Origin of the sequence: Streptomyces sp. NPDC057428 (assembly GCF_042803195.1) — a bacterium.
GTDB lineage: Bacteria > Actinomycetota > Actinomycetes > Streptomycetales > Streptomycetaceae > Streptomyces.
Map to the genome: position 1 here is coordinate 35,807 of NZ_JBHVCT010000037.1, position 22,455 is coordinate 58,261.

The following is a 22,455-nucleotide window of genomic DNA, read 5'->3' on the forward strand; positions in this document are numbered from 1 at the left end:
GCGTGCCGGGCGTTGTCCAGGGCCTTCACCGTGCGCCACGCCTTCCGGTCCCGGAGCGGTCAGGCACCTGTCGTCCTCGAAGCGATCCGTCGCCGAGTCCCGCTACGGCCGACCAGCAGCTACGGGCGCGCCGCCCCCGCCCCGCTTCGATGCGTACCCGGCCTCGGCGCGCAGCCGGGAAGGCTCCAGCCGGCTTCGACGGCGCTCCTGCAGACGTCCCGCCGCGTACCAGCTCAGGTGCGCCAGCGCCGCACCGGCCACTGCGTCCACGACGTAGTGATTGGCCGTCAGGACGACCGTGGCGTCCATGGCCACGGTGAGGGCGACGGCCAGGACGCGAAGCCAGACCTTCCGCGTGGCGGCCAGAACAGCCAGCGTCATGAGCAGGTTCCAGCCGACGTGCAGGCTCGGCATGGCGGCGTACTGGTCGGTGAAGGCCGGGGGCTGGAGCAATCGGTAGGCGTGGGACTGCTGGGTGACGGTATCGGTCAGGCCCAGCCCCGCAAGCCGTGGCGGGGCGACGGGGAACGCGGCGAAGGTGACGAGTCCGACCGCTCCGGACAGCAGCATGGCTCCGGCCACGCGAGCGTAGAGGCCGGGGCTCCGGTACAGCAGCCACAGCAGGGTCACGGTGATGACCGGCCAGTGGCCGAAGATGTATATCCAGTTGAGCACCCGCGTGACGGCATGGTGGTCGACGACGAGGCTCTGCAGCGACGACTCCCAGTCCAGATGAAGGTGCCGCTCCGCGGACTGTATCGAGCCGGCATCGTGCAGGGCCCTGGTGCGGGAACTGTCGGTCAGTCCACGGACTCCGAAGTAGGCGATGACCGCCGTCACGACGACAAGCCCGCGCCGCGACACCCGCGCCGCGGATCCGGTGCCCCGCACGGCTGGAGATGACCCGCACGTCACCACGTCGTGAGCTGTGTGCCGGGCCCGGTGCGACCATGTGACTACCGTGCTCACTGCGACTCCTGACCGGCGACGTGGCGATGATCCTGCTCGGAGACCGGGCCCGATGCGACGAGAACACCGCGCCCGGCCGGCACGGTCCACGACAGAGTCCGCAATGCCGGAATGCGATACGTTTCCCCGTCTCCCGACGGGCGATGCTGATTCATTCCTACCTCCGTACGAGTTGAAGTCGAACGAATCTCAGAAACCGCGTCATCGGTTCCTGATATTCCCCGGAATGGCGATGACGCAGATCACAGAGTTACCGCCTCGACCAAATCGGCGTCGTAAATGTAAGCACGCTTCCGCCACTACGCCACACTGTCGCCGACGACCCTCGGACGCAGGGCGGACGCGCGATCCCAGGGACGCACACCCAGCCTCCGAGGCCACGCAACCCCACTGACCTGCATATACAGCATCCATCCCTCGTGCGATCTTGACAGGGGACCCACGAGAGGATTTACTTGCTACCGCAAGCAAATTCTCGAGGGTCGCACGGGCAGCTTCAGGGAATCGAGGAACTCGACGGCCGCGCACGCAAGAAGCTCGATTATTGGAGATGTTTCATGCACCTACCATGCACTGCCTTTCGGTGTACCGAGAATTCGATCCGCGCACCCCGGTAGCAGCGCAATAGATTCGCATGTTAATTCCACCGTTTCTCCGCGAAAAAGCCTGGCCTCGTTTCCCGCCCCGCGGGATTCTCCGACGGCAGCTCGACCGGCGAGGCCGGCAGTCCCGACCGGTGTCCGGAGCGTGCCCGGGGACCCGGCCGACGTTCCTGCCCGTCAGACAGGCGCAACACCCCCATCAACCACACCCGGTCCGCCCGGACCGACTCATTCAGGGACACCCATGTACATCACCGCCGCCGTTCTCAGCTCGCTCCTCGCAGTCATAGCCTTGGCCGCGGGAGCACCCAAGTGCGTACTCAAGGGCGAGGTTTCCGCCGGCCTGCAGTCACACATGGGCCTGAGCGCAGGGCTGGTCCGCTTCATCGGGCTGGCCGAGGTCGCGGCCACGGTGGGTCTGATCATCGGACTCTTCTGGCAGCCCCTGGGCATCGCTGCCGCCATCGGCTTCGCCCTCATCATGCTCGGCGCCATCGGCTACCACATTCAGGTGGGCGACTACGGGAACCGTGAGACCCGTGGAAACGCCATGGCGGCCGTTGTCCTCGCACCGGCCTCGGTGGCCACCGCCGTGACACTGGCGCTGGCTATGTGATTCGCCGACGGGTGAGCGGTCGATCGGGGTCACCGTCGGCGGAAGTGCGACGGCGCGCCACTCCTCCTGACCGGGGGCCCGTCAGGAGCTGAGCGCGCCCTCACTGTGTTTCGTGGTCGCTCTCGAAGGCACACTGGGGAGTGAGCCGAATTCCCCACCCATCCCCTGCCGAAGGGCCGCTCCTTGAACTCGGAGCCCCAGTCGTTCCAGCTGATGGCGGGTGCACCCGACTCGCCGGTGCTCCTGCACGTCCCGCACTCCTCCCGGGCCGTCCCTGCGGACGTACGCGAGGGCATCTCGCTGGACGACGAGGCGCTGGAGGCGGAGCTGGACCACATCACCGACTCCCACACCGCCGAGCTGGCCGCCCTGGCGGTCGCGTCCTGCGCGGTGCCCCCGTGGCGCTTCGTCAACGATCTCTCGCGACTGGTCGTCGACCCCGAGCGCTTCCCGGACGAACGGGAGGAGATGCTGGCCGTCGGCATGGGCGCGGTGTACACGCACACCAGCCACCGCGAGCGCCTGCGCCCTCCGGGCACGAGCACGCAACCGCTGCTCGACCGCTTCTTCCACCCGTACGCGCAGGCCATGACGGCCGCCGTGGACGGACGTCTCGCCGCCACGGGACGCGCGGTCGTCATCGACGTCCACTCGTACCCGACGACCCCGCTCCCCTACGAACTGCACGGCACCGGGCCTCGCCCACCCGTCTGTCTGGGCACCGACCGCTTCCACACTCCGCCCGAGCTCCTGGCCCGGGCGGAGGCGGCGTTCGCGGGATTCGGCGGTACGGGGCTCAACAGTCCGTTCCCCGGTACGTACGTGCCCCTGAGGCACTACGGGACGGACCGCCGGGTCGACGCACTGATGATCGAGATCCGCCGCGACCTGTACATGTCCGAGCCCGGCGGCCCCGCGGGACCCGGGCTCGCGGCACTGGCCACGTCTCTGACGGAACTGGTGGACGCGCTGGATGTCCCGGGGAGGGGTCAGCGGGGCCGGGCGTAAGGCCTGGTCATGATCTCCATGTTGTGCCCGTCCGGGTCCTCGAAGTATGCCCCGCGCCCGCCGAAGAGGCGGTTTATCCGCCCGGGTTCGGTGTGCCCGGGATCGGCGTAATGGGTGACTCCGAGTACTTCCAGTCGCGTGATCATGCCGTCGAACTGTGCGTCGGGCACGAGGAACGCGTAGTGCTGCGACTGCACCGGAGCGTCCTTCAGTTCGTAGTAGTCGAGGGTCACGCCGTTCCCGAGGTCGACCGGCAGGAAGGGGCCGATCGGCGCGCCGACCTCAAGGCCCAGCACGGCGGCGATGAACTCGGCCGACAGGCTGCGGTCCGTGGCGTACACGGCCGTGTGGTTCAGCTGGACGACGGTGGCGCCCTGATCGGGCGCGTGTTGGTGCGGTGCGGGGGTCATGTCGGATACGTCTCCGTGTCATGGATTCCACTGGGACAGGGGCGCCGTGGACGGCGCCTGGAATGCACGGCGGGACGGCGGGGCGCGGGCCCGCCACGCGCTCACGCAGGGGCCGGGCGCTTCACTCGTACGTGGCCCATGGCCGACCCGGCAGTCACGGCCCCGATCCTAGCGGGGGCCGCGGCCGGAGATGGTATGCAGGTGCTCCAGGACGGGCAGGTGATCATGGGGCGCGACGCGGTCTGGACCCTGGGCATCGCGATACGGAACGCGGCGGGCCCGGACGGCAAGGGCCAGGTCAACACGGGCGCCACGCTGCAGATGCTGCTCCAGCTCAGTGGACACGCCTCGGTGTCGGGACTGAGCGGTCCCATCTCCTTCGCCCGGTCGGCAATCCCCACCGCAAACCGATGGCATTGGTACAGATGGAGCCGTCGGGTGTGTACACCTTCCGGGAGGTGCTGAAGCCGTAGGGCGATGCGCACCACACGGCAGGCGGTGCAGTCCGGTCCGGAGCCGGCCTGCCGAGGACGGGCCACGACGCGCGCGAGCCCGCGCCCGTCCGCCGCGGATGAGCGGATGCGCCCCGCGGCGGGCGTGCGGTCAGGCGGTCAGGCGGTCAGGCGGTCAGGCGGTCAGAAGAAGACGCCGCACTTCAGCAGCACGTTGGCGTAGGGGCTCGCCTCCCCCGTCCGTACCACCAGCCGGGCGGATCGGGTGAGTTCCTTCAGCCGCTCGTGCGAGACGTGGGTGACTCTGGGGAGCCGGGCGGCCAGGAGGCCGGCCGCCTCCGGATTGGCCTCGGCCGTCTCCTGGGCCGCGGTCGCGCTGTCCACGACCAGTTCCGCCAGCAGTCCGTCCAGGACCTCGGCGAACGTCGGGACGCCCGCTATGAAAGCCAGGTCGACGACGCGGGGACCGGCCGGGATGGGCATGCCCACGTCGCAGATCAGGACGCTGTCGCCGTGGCCGAGTTCGGCCACGGCTCCCGCGAGATGGCGGTTGAGGATGCCTGTCTTCTTCACAGTGCCGATACTTCTTCCGAGGTGGGGAAGGACGCCTGTGCGCCCTCCTTGGTGACGGCCGCCGCGCCGACCCGCACGGCGAAGGCGGCGGCCCGGGTGAGTTCCTCGCCCAGCCCCAGGCGCCAGGCCAGGGCCGCCGTGAAGGCGTCGCCCGCACCGGTGGTGTCCACCGCTGCGACCTTCGGACTCGGTACGCGTACGGCGTCACCGGTGCGGGTGTCGGAGACCAGCGCGCCCCCCGCGCCCAGCGTGATGACGACGGAGCGCGGGCCGAGTGCGGTGAGACCTCGTGCCCAGGACTCCGGGCTGTCGCCGGCGCCCTCCCCGAGGATGAACCGCGCCTCGTGCTCGTTGACCACCAGCGGATCGCAGGCGGCGAGCACCTCGTCGGGCAGGGGCGCGGGCGGGGACGGGTTGAGCACCAGGCGCGTGTCCGGCCCCAGGGCGCGGGCCGTCTCGGCGACCGTGTCCAGCGGGATCTCCAGCTGTACGGAGACGACACGGGCCGCCGCGAACAGGGCGCCCGACGCCCTGATGTCCTCGGGTGTCAGCCGGGCGTTGGCCCCTGGCGAGACGACGATGCTGTTGTCGCCCGAGGGGTCGACGGTGATGAGGGCGACCCCGGTGGGCGCGCCGCCGACGAAGACCCCGCCGGTGTCGACGCCCGCCTCCTGCTGCGAAGCGAGCAGCAGCCGCCCGTGGGCGTCATCGCCCACCCGGGCCAGCAGAGCCGTACCGGCCCCGAGGCGGGCGGCGGCCACCGCCTGGTTGGCGCCCTTGCCGCCGGGGTGGACGACGAGGTCGGAGCCGAGCACCGTCTCCCCCGGGCCTGGCCGGCGGTCGACGCCGACGACCAGGTCGGCGTTGGCCGAGCCGACGACCAGGAGGTCGTACCGGGAGGGTGCGGGGTCCTCGTTGACGTACATCTGGATCGTGCCTTCCTTGATCAGGAGAAGTCGGCGACGTTCTGCCGGGTGACGACCTTGACCGGCACCATCACCGTGCTGTCGAGCTTCTTGCCGTCGGCCGCGCGGACCGCGTTCTGCACGGCGATCTTCCCGAGTTCCTTGGGCTGCTGGGCCACGGAGGCGTACAGGGTGCCCGTGTTGACCGCCTTGAGGCCGTCCGGGGTCCCGTCGAAGCCGACGACCGAGACGGACTTCCCGGCCTTGCTGCCGAGCGCCTTGGCCGCACCGAGTGCCATCTCGTCGTTCTCGGCGAAGACTCCCTTGATCCCGGGGTGGGCCTGGAGCACGTTGGTCATGACGTCCAGCCCCTTGGTGCGGTCGAAGTCCGCGGGCTGCTTGGCCACGATCTTGATGCCCGGGTAGGCCTTGATGCCCGCGGCGAAGCCGGCGCCGCGCTCACGGCTGGCGGAGGTGCCGGCCGTGCCCTGCAGGACGACGATGCTGCCCTTGCCGCCGAGCCGCTCGGCGAGCGTCTTCGCCGCGAGCTTGCCGCCCGCCACGTTGTCGGAGGCGACGAGCGCCGCGGTCTTGGCATTGTTGACACCGCGGTCGGCGGCGACCACCGGGATGCCGTCCTTGTTGGCGGTGCGGACGCTGGGACCCACCGCGTCGGAGTCCACCGGGTTGACGATGATGGAGTCCAGGCCGGAGCTGGTGAAGTTCTCCAGCTGGTTGGCCTGCTGCGAGGCGTCGTTCTGGGCGTCGGTGACGGTCAGGTCGACGCCGACCTTCTTGGCCTCCTGCTGCGCGCCCTGCTTCATCTGGACGAAGAAGGGGTTGTTCAGGGTGGAGAGCGAGACGCCGATCTTCTTGGTGTCTCCGGAGGAACCGGAGTGGAAGAACGACACCCCCGCGACGACGACGGCCACGACGACCACCGCGATGCCCAGCTCCATCGACTTCTTGCGTTTCGACCCCGGCGACCCGGCCGCGGCGGACGAACCGGCGGCGGACGGGGCACCTGAGCCGGCCTTGCGGCGCAGGGTGTCCAGCAGCACCGCGAGGGCGATGACGACACCGATGACGACCTGCTGCCAGAAGGCGGACACCGAGAGGAGGTTGAGGCCGTTGCGCAGGACGGCGAGGATCAGCGCACCGATGAGGGTGCCGGACGCCTTGCCGACGCCGCCGGCGAGGCTGGCGCCGCCGATGACGACCGCCGCGATCGCGTCGAGTTCGTAACCCTGCGCCGCCTGGGGCTGCGCGGAGGTCAGACGGGAGGCGAGGACGATACCCGCGACGGCGGCGAAGAGGCCGGCCAGGGCGTAGATCGCCAGCTTCTGCTTCTTGACCCGCAGTCCGGAGAGGCGTGCCGCCTCCTCGTTGCCGCCGATCGCGTACATGGAGCGGCCGATGTAGGTGCGGCCCAGGATGAGTGCGGTGATCAGGCCTGCCGCGATCATCACGAGGACCGGGACGGGCAGCCACCCGCCGAGGGTGTCGCCCAGGTGTGAGATGGAGCTGGGGAAGGCGATGGGGCTGCCCTGGGAGATGACCAGGGAGAGACCGCGGGCGACCGAGAGCATGGCCAGCGTCGCGATGAACGAGGGCAGTTTGCCGTACGCGACGAGGGCGCCGCTGATGAGCCCGCAGACCAGACCGGTGGCGATGGCGAATATGACCGCGAGCCAGACGGGAACGCCTGCCGATGTGGCCGACCAGGCGAGCACGGTCGCGGACAGTGCGGCGACCGATCCGACGGAGAGGTCGATGCCGGCGGAGACGATGACGAAGGTGACGCCGAACGCGAGGATCGCGGTCACGGCGGCCTGCACACCGACGTTCAGCAGGTTCTGGGTGGTGAGGAAGTCGCCGGACAGCAGCGACAGCGCCACCACGAGGACGATCAGGGCGCTGAGGGCGCCGTTCTCGAGCAGGAGGCGGCGGAGGGTGCTCCCGGCGCCGCCGGCGCCCTTGGTGCTCGGATGCGTGTCAGTGGCCACGGGGGCTCTCCTCTGCCTTCTCGGTGGGTGCGGTTGTGGGGGCGGCGCTGACGGCGAGTGCCATCACAGCGTCCTGGGTGGCTTCTTGGGCAGGGAGTTCACCTGCGATGCGTCCCTGGGCCATGACGATGACCCGGTCGCTCATTCCGAGGACCTCGGGGAGGTCGCTGGAGATCATCAGGACGGCGTGTCCGGAGGCCGTGAGCTCGTTGACGAGCTGGTAGATCTCGACCTTGGCCCCGACGTCGATGCCCCGGGTGGGCTCGTCGAGGATCAGGACCCGGGTGTCGGCCAGGAGCCATTTCCCGATGACGACCTTCTGCTGGTTGCCGCCGGACAGGGTGCGGACGTGCTGGCCGAGACCGGCCATCCGTACACCGAGCTGTTCGGCGATCCGGGCGGCGGCGGCACGCTGTCCCTTGATGTCGACGAGTCCGGAACGGGTCGCCGAGCGCAGGGTGACCAGACCGAGGTTCTCCTGCACCGAGGCGTCGAGCACGAGTCCCTGGCCCTTGCGGTCCTCGGGGACGAGCCCGATACCGGCTCCCATGGCCGCGGTCACGTCGTGCTTGCCGAGCCGCTCTCCGGCAACGTCGACCGTGCCGGAGTCGTAGGTGTCGGCGCCGAACACGGCGCGCGCGACCTCGGTGCGGCCTGCTCCGACCAGTCCGGCGAGGCCGACGACCTCACCGGCCCGGACGTCGAAGGTGATGTCGTGGAACACGCCGTTGCGGGTGAGCCCCCGGACGGAGAGCAGGGCCTCGCCCGTTTCGGGCCGTTCGCGCGGGTACTGCTGGTCGATGCTGCGGCCGACCATCAGCTGGACGAGTTCCGCCTCGGGTGTGGATGCGGGCACCTGGTCGATGCTGCGGCCGTCGCGCAGGACGGTGACACGGTCACCGAGGGCGGCGATCTCGTCCAGGTGGTGGGTGATGAAGACGACGCCGACGCCGTCCGCCCGCAGCTGCCGCACGATCTTGAAGAGCTTGTCGACCTCCTCGGAGGTCAGCACGGCGGTCGGCTCGTCCATGATCAGGACGCGCGCGTCCAGGCTGAGCGCCTTGGCGATCTCGACCATCTGGAGCCGGGCGATGCCCAGTTCACGGACCTTGACCCGAGGGGACACGTGCAGGCCCACGCGGCGCAGGAGCACCTCGGCGTCGGCCTCCATACGCGCGCGGTCGATCATGCCGAGGCGGCGCGGCTGGCGGCCCAGGAAGATGTTCTCGGCGACCGTGAGATCGGGAACCAGGTTGAACTCCTGGTAGATCGTGGCGATTCCGAGCTTCTCGGCGTCCTGGGCGCCGTGGATGCGCACCTCTTTACCGCCGGCGAAGATCCGGCCGCTGTCCGGGCGGTAGGCGCCGGAGAGCATCTTGATGAGGGTGCTCTTGCCGGCGCCGTTCTCACCGAGCAGGACGTGTACTTCGCCGCTCCGGAGGTCGAAATCGACACGGTCCAGGGCGACTACACCGGGGAAGGTCTTGCGTACGCCTTCGATGCGCAGCAACTCGACCGATTCACTCACTCGTTGCTCCCGGGACTCGGGGTGCGCTCGCCGCAGGAGCTGCGTACGACGAGGCGGGCGGGCAGGGTGACGGACTGCGGGGGGCGGCCCTCGACGATGTCGACGAGCGCGCGGACGGCGGCGCGGCCGAGGTCGCCCGTCGGCTGGGCGATCGCGGTGATCGGCGGACCGGTGTGGACGAACCACGGGATGTCGTCGAAGGCCGCGATCCCGATGTCCTCCGGGACGCGCAGACCGCGGGCGCGGATGGCATCCAGGGCGCCGAGCGCCATGAGGTTGTCGGCGGCGAAGACGATCTCGGGCGGTTCGGGCAGCGACAGGAACTGCTCGGTGGCGCGCCGGCCGCTGTCGGCCTGGAAGTCGCCCTGTCCGATGTAGGCGTCGGGCAGAGCGAGTCCGTGGGCGCGCATGGCCTCCCGGAACGCCTCGACACGTTCGTTGCCCGTGGTCGTGGCCGCGGGACCCGCGATGATGGCGAGCCTGCGGTGGCCGAGCGCGTGGAGATGGGCCACCAGGTCCTGGATGGCGAGGTGACCGTCCGCACGGACGACCGGAACCTCCACCCCCGGCATCCAGCGGTCCACGAAGACCATCGGGGTACCGGTGCGCGCGACGTCCAGCAGCAGCGGGGACTCACCGTCCGCCGGCGAGACCAGGAGTCCGTCGATCCTGCGGTCCAGGAGCGTGCGGACGTGGTGGTCCTGCTGTGCGGGCCGCTCGTCGGCGTTGCCGATGATCACGCTGTACCCGAGCGCGCGGGCCTCCTCCTCCACGGAGCGGGCCAGGGCGGTGAAGTACGGGTTGAGTACGTCACTGATGACGAGGCCGAGCGTGCGTGTCTGATCGGTCCGCAGCGAGCGGGCCACGGCATTGGGCCGGTAGCCGAGCGCGTCGACGGCTGCGAGGACGCGTCTGCGGGCGTCCGGGCTGACGGAGGGATGGCTGTTGAGGACGCGGGAGACCGTGGCGACAGACACTCCCGCCTGCGCCGCGACATCCTTGATGCTCGCCATTTCCGGACCACCTCCTTGTGGTTTCCGTGAGCCTCGAGACCAACGGAACCAAGCCGTGGAATCGATTACAAAGTTGATTGGAATCGATTACATGACCGAAAACAAGTACCTGAAGCTCAGATGTGACCCAAACGACATTCGGGGAGAACCGCGCTCCGGCCCCCACTCCCCCGGGAACGCGAAAGGACCCCAGATCAACTGGGGTCCTCACTGGTGTCCGAGGGGGGACTTGAACCCCCACGCCCGATAAAGGGCACTAGCACCTCAAGCTAGCGCGTCTGCCATTCCGCCACCCGGACAAGGTGTCTGCCGTTCACGGGGTGTTCCCCGTGGCGACAAAGGAAACAATACCAGGGGTTCGGGGCGCCTCTCACCTGCGTTTTAGGTGGTCAGTGCGGTGTGAGGGGCGGCCGGACGAGCGCGACGCCACCCGTGCGCACACTCCGTGGCGCGTCGTGTGCACAACGTCGCCGCGGGCTACCTTCGCGAGCATGAACGGCAAGAGCAGAAGCGGCAGGAGCGATCACGTCCACCGGCCGCCGCGTGCACTGACCTCCCTGCGCGAGCGGCTACGGGACAGCTTCTGGTTCGCGCCGACGGCGGGGCTGGTCGCGGCGTTCGGCCTGTGGTGGGGTCTGGCCGAACTGGACAACGCGATCGTCGCGCATCTGAAGCAGGAGAGGGCGTACGAGGAGCTGGGGGACCTGCTCTCCTTCGCCGTGGACGCGCGGACCATCGTGACCACCGTCAGCGCGGCGATGATGACCTTCATCGGCGTCGTCTTCAGCATCTCGCTGGTGGCCGTGCAGATGGCGAGCGGGCAGATGACCCCTCGCCTGGTGCGGATCTTCGTGCGGAGCAGGATCAGCAAGCTCACACTGACGGTGTTCCTGGCGACCTTCGCCTTCTCGCTGCTCGTCCTGACCTCGTACGAGGGCGGGACCGACCCCGACCCACGGCGGGTCACGTCGGTGCCCCTCCTCCAGAGCCTGCTGACCCTGGGTCTGGTGGGTCTGAGCCTGATCCTGTTCGTGGCCTACGTCTCCGCGACCCTGCGGCTGATGCAGGTCGGTCCGGTCCTGGACCACATCGCCCGCGAGTCGCTCCGCGCGCTGGCGAGACACTCCGGCGGGCCCGTCGGAGAGCCGCCGATCGGGCCGGCCGGCGCACAGGTGGTGTACCGGGGACGGGCCGGCGTACTCCGCGAAGTCCAGGTCGCCCGGCTCGTGCGGACCGCGCAGCGGCACGGGACCGTGCTGCGGGTGCTGCCCCGTACCGGGGATTTCGTGGTGCCCGGCACTCCGGTCCTGTCCGTGCACGGCGGGCCCGCGCCGCCCGCGCGGGCCCTGGGGCGCACCCTGTTCGTCGGTGTCGACCGGGCCCTTTACCAGGACCCGGCCTTCGGCCTCCGGCAGTTGTCGGACATCGCGCTGCGCGCCCTGTCGTCGGCGGTCAACGATCCGACGACCGCCGTCCAGTGCCTGGACCGGATCGTGCAGTTCCTCTCGGCGGCCGTGGACCTCCCACTGGGCCCGCTGCTCCACCTGGACCGGCGGGGCGAGGTGCGGCTCGTCCAGGACGTGCCGGGGTGGACCGATCTCGTGGATCTCGCCTTCGAGGAGATCCGCTGGTGCGCGGCCGGGTACCCGCAGGTCACGCGGCGGTTGCTGGCGGCCTTCGACGATCTGCTGCTGCTCGCACCGGAGGAGCGGAAGGCCGCACTCCGCAGGCACCGCGCGCTCCTGGTGGAGGCCGTGGAGCGCACGGTGCCGGAGGCCGCCGACCGGGCTTTCGCGCTGCGCCCCGACCGGCAGGGCATCCGCTGAAGCGCCCGGGCTACGGCATGAGGTGGTAGTCCGGGAAGTTGCCCGGCGGCCTCTCCTCCCCCGGACCGTCGGTCACGGCACGCACGAGCAGCTCACCGCCCACGAACGCGCCGCGCCAGGAAGCCCCGAAGCCCCCGAAGAGCTCCTCCCGGTCACCCCGCGAACGGGGCGTGCCGTGACCGGTCTTGAACGCCCGGATGTGGGGGGCGAGCCGCTCGTACGTCGCCGGGTCGTCGGTGGACAGCGTGGCGACCAGTGCACCGTTCGACGCGTTCATGGCCGCGAGGAGTTCTGCCTCGGTGTCGACCAGGACGATGGTGTCGACGGGCCCGAAGGGCTCGGCGTGGTGGAGCGGGGAGGAGGGCGGAGGGTTGAGCAGCGTGACCGGGTGGAGGTAGGCGCTGGTGTCCTGGCCCGGGAGGAACAGGGCGTCGGCGGCCGATCCCTGATGGAGGGGCACCGCACCGCGGTCGATCGCCTCGGTGACCTGGTCGTGCAGTTCCTTGGCCTTGGTCGCGTTGATCAGGGGGCCGAAGTCCAGGGTGGGGAGCGGGTCGGAGGGGTGTTCCACGGCCAGGGGATGTCCTGTGCGCAGGGACCGTACGGCGGGGAGGTACGCGGCGAGGAAGTCCGCGAAGTGGGTCCGCTGGACGACGAACCGGGGGTAGGCGGTGCAGCGTTGCTTACCGTAGTCGAAGAGCTTCGGAATGACCGCGGTCAGGGCGTCCCAGTCGCTGTAGTTCCAGATCCCCCAGGTGTTGAGCCCCTCCTGTTCGAGAATGTGCCGCTTGCCGAGGTCCGTGACGGCGGTGGCGATGCGGGCACCGGTGTCCCGGCCGCCGACGAACGAGACGCAGCCGATCTCGGGCGACCGGACCAGGGGCTCGGAGAGTTCGCTCCCGCTGCCGCTGAGCAGGGTCAGCGGGACGCCCTCGCGGGCGGCGAGCGCGCAGGCCAGGGTCAGACAGGCGACCCCGCCGTCCGTGGGGGTCTTGGCGATCACCGCATTACCGGCGAGGGCCTGTACGAGCATCGCGTGGACCAGCACGGACATCGGGTAGTTCCAGCTCGCGATGTTCGATACGGGACCGGCGAGCGGCGTCCGGCCGGCCAGGAGACGGTCACTGTGGTCGACGTACCAGCGGACACCGTCGATGGCACGGTCCACATCGGCCTGCGCCAGTCGCCACGGCTTGCCGATCTCCCACACCAGGAGCAGGGAGAGGAGCTCGCGGTGCTCGGTCAGGGCGTCGAGTGTGGCCGCCACGCGGGCGCGGCGTTCGGCGAGCGGGACGTGGCGCCAGGCGCGGTGGGCGTCGAGTGCCGCCCGTACCGCTCGCTGTGCGGCCGGGGCGTCGAGACGGGGCGGCCCGGCGATCGGGGTGCCGTCGACGGGGCTGGTCGCGGTCAGCGTACGCCCGTCGGCGTGCCAGGCAGCGCCCCAGAGGTTGCTGACGCGGTCGTGCTGGAAGGCTTCGGGGGCTGCGGTCAGGCAGCGGCGCCAGGCGTCCTGCCAGGCCGTTCCCGGCTTGAGGGTGAGGGTGGTGGTCGCTGAGGGTGTCATGGTCTCTCCGCTCTGAGGTGCGGGTGACGGGCGACGGGACGGGGGCGGACGGCGCGGGCGCCCGTACTGCCGGGCGCCCGCGCGGACGCGGTACTCAGGCTCCCCGCCGGTTCGTGGCCCGGAGGCGGTCCTCCGCCAGGCGTGCTGTTTCCGTGGGGGTGGATCCCACCGCGACCCCCGCGGCCTCAAGCGCCTTCTTCTTGGCCTCCGCCGTGCCCGACGAGCCCGAGACGATCGCTCCCGCGTGCCCCATCGTCTTGCCTTCCGGGGCCGTGAAGCCCGCGATGTAGCCGACCACCGGTTTGGTGACGTGCTGGGCGATGTAGGCCGCGGCCCGCTCCTCCGCGTCGCCGCCGATCTCGCCGATGAGGACGATCAGTTCCGTGTCCGGGTCCTGTTCGAACGCCGCCAGGCAGTCGATGTGCGTCGTGCCGATCACGGGGTCCCCGCCGATCCCCACCGCCGTGGAGAACCCCGTGTCGCGGAGTTCGTGCATCAACTGGTAGGTGAGCGTGCCGGACTTGGAGACGAGTCCGATACGGCCGGGCTTCGTCGCGATGTCCGCCGGGATGATGCCCGCGTTGGACTGTCCCGGGCTGATCACCCCGGGACAGTTGGGTCCGAGGATGCGGGTGCCGCGCTCTTTCGCGTAGGCGTGGAAGGCCACCGCGTCGTGGACGGGGATGCCCTCGGTGATGACGACGGCCAGGCCGATTCCGGCGTCCGCCGCTTCGACGACGGCGGCCCTGGCGAAGGGCGGCGGGACGAAGACGACCGTGACGTCGGCGCCGGTGGCCTCCATGCCCTCGCGTACGGAGCCGAAGACCGCAACGGTACGGTCGTCGAGGTCAACGGTCCGGCCCGCCTTGCGCGGGTTGACGCCACCGACGATCTGGGTGCCCGCGGCGAGCATCCTGCGCGTGTGCTTCATGCCCTCGGCACCGGTCATGCCCTGGACGAGGACCTTGCTCTCCTTGCTGAGGAAGATTGCCATGATCAGTGCCCTCCCAGGGCCAGTCGGGCCGCCCGGTCCGCGGCGCCGTCCATGGTGGTGACCTGCTGGACCATCGGGTGCGCACGTTCGTCCAGGATCGCGCGGCCCCGCGCCGCGCTGTTGCCGTCGAGCCGGACCACCAGGGGTTTGGTGAGGTGGACGGAGTCCAGCGCCTGGACGATGCCGTCGGCGACGGCGTCACAGGCGGTGATGCCGCCGAAGACGTTGACGAAGACGGACTTCACGGACGGGTCGGAGAGGATGACCGTGAGCCCGTCGGCCATGACGCGGGCCGAGGCGCCTCCCCCGATGTCGAGGAAGTTGGCGGGGCGGGCACCGCAGCCGGCGACGACGTCGAGGGTGGACATGACGAGCCCCGCGCCGTTGCCGATGATGCCGACCTCGCCGTCGAGCTTGACGTAGTTGAGCCCCTTGGCGGCAGCCGCCGCCTCCAGCGGGTCACCGTGCGGGTCCGCGGAGTCGGTGCCCCAACGGGACTGCCGGAAGGCCGCGTTGTCGTCGAGGGTGACCTTGCCGTCGAGTGCGAGTATCCGGCCGTCCGTCGTCCGCACAAGGGGGTTGACCTCGACGAGCAGGGCGTCCTCCTGGGTGAGGACCTGCCACAGCGCCTGGATCACGGGGCCGGTCTCCGGTGGCAGTGAGGCCGCTTCGGCGATGTGTGCCGCCTTGGCCGCCGTCACGCCCTCCGCCGGGTCGACCTGGATCCGGGCCACGGCCTCAGGGCGGGTGGAGGCGACCTCCTCGATGTCCATGCCGCCCTCCGCGGAGGCGATGGCGAGGAAGGTCCCGGCGGCCCGGTCCAGCACGAAGCTCACGTAGAACTCCGCCTCGATGTCCACGGGCTGGGCGAGCATCACCTCTCGTACGAGGTGACCTTTGATGTCCATGCCGAGTATCTGCCGGGCGGTGACGACGGCGGCCCCCGGGTCCGCCGCCATCTTCACCCCGCCGGCCTTGCCCCGGCCGCCGGTCTTCACCTGCGCCTTGACGACGACTCGGCCACCGAGCCGTTCGGCAGCGCCGTGGGCCGCGCGCGCCTGGTCCACGACCTCGGCCTCCGGCACGGCGATGCCGTGGTCCGCGAAGAGTTGCCTTGCCTGGTGCTCGTACAGATCCATAGCCACTCCCGATCGTGCCGATTGTGAAAGTGCCGCACGCCCCCTGGACACCACCCACCGGATGCGGGATAACAATCTTCATACAGTATTCGTCGACTGTATGCAATGTACCGCGAGAGCGGCGGAACGGCTCCGCCATCCCCTACGAAGGGACAGGACATCGCCATGCCCGAGGACAGCCAGGACAGCCAGAACCTCATCTCCGGTGGGCACTTGGTCGCCAAGGCACTCAAGGCGGAGGGGGTGGAACGCATCTACACCCTCTGCGGCGGCCACATCATCGACATCTACGACGGCTGTGTCGACGAGGGCATCGAGGTTGTCGACGTACGCCACGAGCAGGTCGCCGCCCACGCCGCCGACGGATACGCCCGCATCACCGGCAAGCCGGGGTGTGCCGTCGTCACCGCGGGCCCCGGAACCACCGACGCCGTCACCGGTGTCGCCAACGCCTACCGTGCCGAGTCCCCGATGCTGCTGATCGGTGGTCAGGGCGCACACACGCAGCACAAGATGGGCTCGCTGCAGGATCTGCCGCACGTCGACATGATGACGCCCATCACGAAGTTCGCGGCCACCGTGCCGGACACCGCGCGAGCGGCGGACATGGTGTCGATGGCCTTCCGGGAGTGCTACCACGGCGCGCCGGGGCCATCGTTCCTGGAGATCCCGCGCGACGTGCTCGACGCGAAGGTGCCGGTGAGCAAGGCGCGCGTACCCGAGGAGGGCCGCTACCGCGCGTCCACCCGGGCCGCGGGTGACCCGGCCGACATCGAGAAGCTCGCCGATCTGCTCGTCCACGCCGAGAAGCCGGCGATCCTGCTCGGCAGCCAGGTCTGGACGACACGGGCGACGGACTCGGCCACCGAACTCGTCCGTACTCTCAACATCCCCGCGTACATGAACGGCGCGGGCCGCGGCACCCTGCCGCCGGGCGACCCTCACCACTTCCAGCTCTCGCGGCGCTACGCGTTCTCCAACGCCGACCTCATCGTCATCGTGGGGACACCGTTCGACTTCCGGATGGGCTACGGCAAGCGGCTCTCACCGTCCGCCACCGTCGTCCAGATCGACCTGGACTACCGCACCGTGGGCAAGAACCGCGACGTCGACCTCGGCATCGTCGGCGACGCCTCGCTCGTGCTGAAGGCGGCGACGGAGGCCGCCAGCGGCCGGATCAACGGCGGTGCGGCCTCGCGCAAGGCATGGCTGGACGAGCTGCGGGCCGCCGAGCAGACCGCGATCGAGAAGCGTCTGCCGCAGCTGAAGTCGGACGCCTCCCCCATCCACCCGTACCGGCTGGTGAGCGAGATCAACGACTTCCTCACCGAGGACTCCATCTACATCGGGGACGGCGGCGACATCGTCACCTTCTCCGGCCAGGTCGTCCAGCCCCGTACCCCCGGCCACTGGATGGACCCGGGGCCGCTCGGCACGCTCGGCGTCGGGGTGCCGTTCGTACTGGCCGCCAAGCAGGCCAGGCCGGACAAGGAGGTCGTGGCCCTCTTCGGCGACGGCGCGTTCTCCCTGACCGGCTGGGACTTCGAGACGCTGGTCCGCTACAACCTCCCCTTCGTCGGCATCGTCGGCAACAACTCCTCGATGAACCAGATCCGTTACGGCCAGAAGGCCAAGTACGGGGACGAGCGCGAGCGGATCGGCAACACCCTGGGCGACGTCCACTACGACAAGTTCGCCCAGATGCTCGGCGGTTACGGCGAAGAGGTGCGCGACCCGGCGGACATCGCCCCCGCGCTGCAGCGGGCCCGTGAGTCCGGGCTGCCCTCACTGATCAACGTCTGGGTCGACCCGGACGCGTACGCCCCCGGAACGATGAACCAGACCATGTACAAGTAGAGGAGCCGTCGGCATGACCAAAGCTCTTGAGGGCGTACGCGTCCTCGACATGACACACGTACAGTCCGGTCCCTCCGCCACCCAGCTGCTCGGCTGGCTCGGTGCGGACGTCGTCAAGCTGGAGGCGCCGAGCGGGGACATCACCCGCAAGCAGTTGCGCGATCTGCCGGACGTCGACTCCCTCTACTTCACGATGCTCAACTGCAACAAGCGGAGCATCACCCTGAACACCAAGAGCGAACGCGGCAAGGAGATCCTCACCGAGCTGATCCGCCGCAGCGACGTCATGGTGGAGAACTTCGGACCGGGTGCGGTGGACCGCATGGGGTTCACCTGGGAACGCATCCAGGAGATCAACCCACGGATCGTCTACGCCTCCATCAAGGGCTTCGGCGAGGGCCCGTACACCAACTTCAAGGCGTACGAGGTCGTGGCACAGGCCATGGGCGGGTCGATGTCCACCACCGGCTTCGAGGACGGCCCGCCGCTCGCGACCGGCGCGCAGATCGGCGACTCGGGCACGGGGATCCACGCGGTGGCCGGCATCCTCGCCGCCCTGTTCCAGCGCGAGAGCACCGGACGCGGTCAGCGGGTGAACGTGGCGATGCAGCACGCCGTGCTCAACCTCTGCCGGGTCAAGCTGCGCGACCAGCAGCGACTGGCGCACGGTCCGCTCGCGGAGTACCCGAACGCGCAGGACACAGCCGGAGCCGACGAGGTGCCGCGCAGCGGCAACGCGAGCGGCGGCGGTCAGCCGGGCTGGGCGGTGAAGTGCGCGCCAGGCGGTCCCAACGACTACGTGTACGTCATCGTCCAGCCGGTCGGGTGGAAACCCCTGTCCGCGCTGATCGGACGGCCGGAGCTGGCCGAGGACCCCGAGTGGGCGACGCCCGAGTCGCGGCTGCCGAAGCTCGGCAAGATGTTCCAGCTCATCGAGGAGTGGTCGTCCGCGCTCCCCAAGTGGGACGTCCTGGAGCAGCTGAACGCGCACAACATCCCCTGCGGTCCGATCCTCTCGACCAAGGAGATCGTCGAGGACGAGTCCCTCGCGGCCAACGAGATGGTCGTCCAGGTCGAACACCCCGAGCGCGGGACCTTCACCACGGTCGGCAGCCCGCTGAAGCTGTCCGACTCCCCCGTCGACATCGTGACCTCCCCGCTCCTCGGCGAGCACAACGCGGAGGTGTACGTCGGCGAACTCGGTCTGGGCGACGAGGAACTGCGGCTGCTGAAGACGAACGGAGTCATCTGAGCATGACCGGAACAGTCGAGACACAGGAGCATGAGCGCGTCAGGGCGCTGCTCGACCGTGTCCGGAGCGAGGGGCGCAGCGCGCTCACCGCTCCGGAGGGGAAGGTCGTCGCCGACGCGTACGGGATCACCGTGCCGGGCGAGGGGCTGGCCACCGACGTCGACGAGGCGGTGGCACTGGCCGATCGGCTCGGCGGCCCCGTCGTCCTCAAGATCGTCTCCCCGGACATCCTGCACAAGACGGATGCGGGCGGCGTCGTGGTGGGGGTGTCGGGTTCGCGGGAGGTGCGCGAGGCCTTCTGCCGGATCGTGAAGAACGCCCGGGCGTACTCGGCCGATGCCCGGATCGACGGCGTGCAGGTACAGCAGCTGGTGCCGCCCGGGCAGGAGGTCATCGTCGGTGCGGTCACCGATCCCACCTTCGGCAAGGTGGTGGCGTTCGGGCTCGGCGGGGTCCTGGTGGAGGTACTCAAGGACATCACGTTCCGGCTGGCACCGGTGACCGCGGACGAGGCGCGGTCAATGCTCGACTCGATCGGTGCCGCGGAGATCCTCAAGGGTGTGCGCGGCGCGCCGGCCGTGGACCGGTGGGCGCTGGCCGAGCAGATCCGGCGGGTGTCCCAACTGGTGACGGACTTCCCCGAGATCGCGGAGGTGGACCTCAACCCGGTCATCGCCTCGCCGGACGGTGCGGTCGCCGCCGACATCCGGATCCTGCTGACGACAGAGGAGGTGAAGCCGCGTCGCCGCTACAGCCGGGAGGAGATCCTAGTCTCTATGCGCCGGCTGATGGAGCCTCGTTCGGTCGCGGTCATCGGCGCCTCCAACGAACAGGGCAAGATAGGCAATTCGGTGATGCGGAACCTCATCGACGGAGGTTTCGCGGGCGAGATCCACCCGGTGAACCCCAAGGCCGATGACATTCTGGGCCGCAAGGCGTACAAGAGTGTCACCGACGTTCCCGGTGAGGTGGATGTGGCGGTCTTCGCGATCCCCGCCAAGTTCGTTGCATCGGCGCTCCAGGAGGTGGGCCGCAAGGGGATCCCGAACGCGGTGCTGATTCCGTCCGGATTCGCCGAGACCGGCGAACAGGGGCTGCAGGACGAGATCGTGGCGATCGGTGAGCAGTACGGGGTACGGCTGCTCGGACCGAACATCTACGGCTACTACTCGACCTGGCAGGACCTCTGCGCCACCTTCTGCACCCCGTACGACGTCAAGGGGTCGGTGGCGCTGACCTCCCAGTCCGGTGGTATCGGCATGGCCATCCTGGGCTTCGCGCGGTCGACGAAGACGGGTGTGTCGGCGATCGTCGGGCTCGGCAACAAGTCGGACATCGACGAGGACGACCTGCTGACCTGGTTCGGGGAGGACCCCAACACCGAGTGCATCGCGATGCACCTGGAGGACCTCAAGGACGGGCGCGCGTTCGTGGAGGCGGCGCGGGCGACCGTGCCGAAGAAGCCGGTCGTGGTCCTCAAGGCGGGGCGTACGAGCGCGGGTGCCAAAGCGGCGGGATCCCACACCGGCGCGCTGGCCGGGGACGACGCCGTGTACGACGACATCCTGCGGCAGGCGGGCGTCATCCGGGCGCCGGGCCTGAACGACATGCTGGAGTACGCGCGTGCGCTGCCCGTGCTCCCGGCGCCCAAGGGCGACAACGTCGTGATCATCACGGGGGCGGGCGGATCGGGGGTGCTCCTCTCGGACGCGATCGTGGACAACGGGCTGTCCCTGATGGAGATCCCGCCGGATCTCGACACGGCGTTCAAGGCGTTCATCCCGCCGTTCGGCGCGGCCGGCAACCCGATCGACATCACGGGCGGTGAGCCGCCCTCGACCTACGAGGCGACGATCCGGCTGGGGATGGAGGATCCGCGGATCCACGCGCTGGTCCTCGGCTACTGGCACACGATCGTCACTCCGCCGATGGTCTTCGCGGAGCTGACGGCCCGGGTGGTGGCGGAGTTCCGGGCGCGTGGCATCGAGAAGCCCGTGGTGGCCTCGCTGGCCGGTGACACCGAGGTCGAGGAGGCCTGCGCGTACCTGTTCGAGCGGGGTGTCGTCGCCTATCCGTACACCACGGAGCGGCCCGTCGCCGTGCTGGGCGCGAAGTACAGGTGGGCCAGGGCCGCCGGACTCCTGGGCGGTGGCCGATGACCTGATGACACGGCTCGAACCACGGGGTCTGCGGCGCACGGCTGGGCCGCGGACCCCGGCGCGAAGTGGGAACGGGCAGGGGGCGCTGGCCAGACTTCTTCCACGCAAGGGGTTCGATCGACAATGACTACTGCAAACCTCTCCACATCCGTCCCCTTCAGGGAGGTGACGGACGCCAACGGCCGGACGTACCGGCTCGGCGAGAGCGACATCGACATCATGGGCCGCAAGCGCAAGTGGATGGTCATCCTGCCGTGGGTCGGCATGATGGGCATCAGCTCGGCCGAGTACGCCTTCGCGTCGGCGGAGGACACACTGCACCACGCGCACAACTGGGACAGCGGTCACATCTACTGGATGATGACCGTCTGGGTGTTCTTCCAGGCCGCGGTCGCGATGCCCGCGGGCAGGCTGCGGGAGACCGGCAGGCTGCCGGCCCGCTGGGCGATGATGCTCGGGGCGGTGGGCACGCTCCTCGGGTACCTGTCGCTGGCGTACGCGCCGCACGTGATCTTCGCGTACATCGGCTTCAGCGTGTTCTCCGGCATGGGCGCGGGCATGGTGTACGCCACCTGCGTCAACATGGTCGGCAAGTGGTACCCGGAGCGCAGGGGCGGCAAGACGGGTTTCGTCAACGGCGGGTTCGCCTACGGCTCGGTGCCGTTCGTCTTCATCTTCACCGGCTTCATGGACATCACCAACTTCAGGTGGGTCCTGGTCTCGGTGGGTGTCTTCCTCGCCGTGATGGTGGCGTGCGCCGGCTTCTTCTTCCGGGACCCGCCGAACAACTGGTGGCCCTCAGAGATCGACCCGCTCAACCCGCCCGAGGACCCGCGGGCCCGCCGTTCGCTGGAGAAGAACCCGCCGGCCATCAAGCAGTACTCCCCGGGCGAGGCGTGGAGGACCGGCCGCGTGGCACTGATGTGGGTCTGTCTCGCCTGTACCTCCGGCGTGAACATCTTCGGCATCGCCTTCCAGGTCGACATCGGCCAGGACGCGGGCTTCGCGGCTGGGATCGTCGCCACCGCGATGTCGCTCAAGGCGATCGTCAACGGTACCGGGCGCGGCGTCATCGGCTGGCTCTCCGACCTCTACGGCCGTAAGAAGTGCCTGCTCTACGTCTGTGTGATCCTGGGGCTCGCCCAGTTCGGCATCATCTGGTCGGCGGACATGCAGAGCCTGCCGCTGTTCCTGCTCTTCTCCGCGATCTCCGGCTTCGGCGGCGGCGCCATCTTCCCGATGTTCGCCGCTATGACCGCGGACTACTTCGGTGAGAACAACAACGCCACGAACTACGGGATGGTCTACAGCTCCAAGCTCGTCTCCGGGCTCGGGGCGGGGATGGGCTTCATGGTCGTCGACGCCTGGGGGCTCAACGGCGCGTTCATCCTGGCCGGCAGCATCTCGCTCTTCGCGGGATTCCTCGCACTGTTCCTCGCGGCACCCGGCCGCGACCGCAAGGGCAACCTGCTGGTGAAGACCGGCGCCCCGGCCCCGGTGATCCGGGAGACGGACTGATCACACATCGACGGCACACACGTGTGGGGCCCGGTTCCTGGAACCGGGCCCCCCACCTGCAGTC

The 22,455-nt window shown here is 69.5% G+C and carries 17 protein-coding genes and 1 tRNA gene; 7 read left to right on the forward strand and 11 right to left on the reverse strand.

Annotated features, from left to right (window positions below):
* Positions 1 to 102: 102 nt before the first annotated feature.
* Positions 103 to 969: a phosphatase PAP2 family protein gene (locus ACFU5K_RS16815; RefSeq protein ID WP_384061815.1), complete on the reverse strand. Its 867-nt coding sequence runs from the start codon at positions 967 to 969 to the stop codon at positions 103 to 105.
* 846 nt (positions 970 to 1,815) lie between these two features.
* Between ACFU5K_RS16815 and ACFU5K_RS16820 the strand changes: the two genes are divergently transcribed.
* Complete coding sequence (locus ACFU5K_RS16820) at positions 1,816 to 2,187, forward strand: DoxX family protein (RefSeq protein ID WP_384061817.1); 372 nt, start codon at positions 1,816 to 1,818, stop codon at positions 2,185 to 2,187.
* 213 nt (positions 2,188 to 2,400) lie between these two features.
* Positions 2,401 to 3,195 carry an N-formylglutamate amidohydrolase gene (locus tag ACFU5K_RS16825; protein WP_384061860.1) on the forward strand — a complete coding sequence of 265 codons (795 nt, stop codon included), beginning with the start codon at positions 2,401 to 2,403 and terminating at the stop codon, positions 3,193 to 3,195.
* On the opposite strand, the gene ACFU5K_RS16830 is transcribed toward ACFU5K_RS16825, so the two are convergent.
* The 7 genes from ACFU5K_RS16830 to ACFU5K_RS16860 form a co-directional block, all read right to left on the reverse strand.
* Positions 3,177 to 3,605 (reverse strand): VOC family protein, encoded by a 429-nt coding sequence (locus tag ACFU5K_RS16830; RefSeq protein ID WP_384061820.1) that lies wholly within the window; start codon positions 3,603 to 3,605, stop codon positions 3,177 to 3,179. The genes ACFU5K_RS16825 and ACFU5K_RS16830 overlap by 19 nt on opposite strands.
* Before the next feature lie 635 nt (positions 3,606 to 4,240).
* Positions 4,241 to 4,630: a D-ribose pyranase gene (gene rbsD / locus ACFU5K_RS16835; protein WP_384061823.1), complete on the reverse strand. Its 390-nt coding sequence runs from the start codon at positions 4,628 to 4,630 to the stop codon at positions 4,241 to 4,243.
* Positions 4,627 to 5,556, reverse strand: a complete 930-nt coding sequence (locus tag ACFU5K_RS16840; RefSeq protein WP_384061826.1) for a ribokinase — start codon at positions 5,554 to 5,556, stop codon at positions 4,627 to 4,629. The genes rbsD and ACFU5K_RS16840 overlap by 4 nt, the downstream gene beginning before the upstream one ends.
* A gap of 20 nt (positions 5,557 to 5,576) precedes the next feature.
* Entirely contained in the window at positions 5,577 to 7,541 is a 1,965-nt protein-coding gene (locus tag ACFU5K_RS16845; protein ID WP_384061828.1) for a substrate-binding domain-containing protein, read from the reverse strand.
* Complete coding sequence (locus ACFU5K_RS16850; protein WP_384061831.1) at positions 7,531 to 9,069, reverse strand: sugar ABC transporter ATP-binding protein; 1,539 nt, start codon at positions 9,067 to 9,069, stop codon at positions 7,531 to 7,533. The genes ACFU5K_RS16845 and ACFU5K_RS16850 overlap by 11 nt, the downstream gene beginning before the upstream one ends.
* Positions 9,066 to 10,082: a LacI family DNA-binding transcriptional regulator gene (locus ACFU5K_RS16855; RefSeq protein WP_384061834.1), complete on the reverse strand. Its 1,017-nt coding sequence runs from the start codon at positions 10,080 to 10,082 to the stop codon at positions 9,066 to 9,068. The genes ACFU5K_RS16850 and ACFU5K_RS16855 overlap by 4 nt, the downstream gene beginning before the upstream one ends.
* Positions 10,083 to 10,293: 211 nt before the next feature.
* Positions 10,294 to 10,381 (reverse strand) — tRNA-Leu (locus tag ACFU5K_RS16860).
* Between the two features lie 192 nt (positions 10,382 to 10,573).
* Here ACFU5K_RS16860 and ACFU5K_RS16865 point away from each other — a divergent pair.
* Positions 10,574 to 11,908, forward strand: coding sequence for a DUF2254 domain-containing protein (locus ACFU5K_RS16865; protein ID WP_384061837.1), 1,335 nt, complete (start codon positions 10,574 to 10,576; stop codon positions 11,906 to 11,908).
* A 10-nt stretch (positions 11,909 to 11,918) separates the two neighbouring features.
* On the opposite strand, the gene ACFU5K_RS16870 is transcribed toward ACFU5K_RS16865, so the two are convergent.
* From ACFU5K_RS16870 to sucC, 3 genes are all read right to left on the reverse strand, one after another.
* Entirely contained in the window at positions 11,919 to 13,472 is a 1,554-nt protein-coding gene (locus ACFU5K_RS16870) for an aldehyde dehydrogenase family protein (protein WP_384061840.1), read from the reverse strand.
* 94 nt (positions 13,473 to 13,566) lie between these two features.
* Positions 13,567 to 14,466 carry a succinate--CoA ligase subunit alpha gene (sucD, locus tag ACFU5K_RS16875; protein WP_384061843.1) on the reverse strand — a complete coding sequence of 300 codons (900 nt, stop codon included), beginning with the start codon at positions 14,464 to 14,466 and terminating at the stop codon, positions 13,567 to 13,569.
* A 2-nt stretch (positions 14,467 to 14,468) separates the two neighbouring features.
* Positions 14,469 to 15,605, reverse strand: a complete 1,137-nt coding sequence (gene sucC / locus ACFU5K_RS16880) for an ADP-forming succinate--CoA ligase subunit beta (RefSeq protein WP_384061846.1) — start codon at positions 15,603 to 15,605, stop codon at positions 14,469 to 14,471.
* 165 nt (positions 15,606 to 15,770) lie between these two features.
* On the opposite strand from sucC, the gene ACFU5K_RS16885 reads away from it, so the two are divergent.
* From ACFU5K_RS16885 to ACFU5K_RS16900, 4 genes are all read left to right on the forward strand, one after another.
* Positions 15,771 to 17,462, forward strand: a complete 1,692-nt coding sequence (locus ACFU5K_RS16885; protein WP_384061848.1) for a thiamine pyrophosphate-binding protein — start codon at positions 15,771 to 15,773, stop codon at positions 17,460 to 17,462.
* 13 nt (positions 17,463 to 17,475) lie between these two features.
* Entirely contained in the window at positions 17,476 to 18,714 is a 1,239-nt protein-coding gene (gene frc / locus ACFU5K_RS16890; RefSeq protein WP_384061851.1) for a formyl-CoA transferase, read from the forward strand.
* Positions 18,715 to 18,716: 2 nt separating this feature from the next.
* On the forward strand, positions 18,717 to 20,873 hold the full coding sequence (locus tag ACFU5K_RS16895; protein WP_384061853.1) for an acetate--CoA ligase family protein: 2,157 nt from the start codon (positions 18,717 to 18,719) through the stop codon (positions 20,871 to 20,873).
* Positions 20,874 to 20,996: 123 nt separating this feature from the next.
* A complete protein-coding gene (locus ACFU5K_RS16900; RefSeq protein ID WP_384061855.1) occupies positions 20,997 to 22,391 on the forward strand; it encodes an OFA family MFS transporter in 1,395 nt (464 codons plus the stop codon).
* Positions 22,392 to 22,455 lie beyond the last annotated feature (64 nt).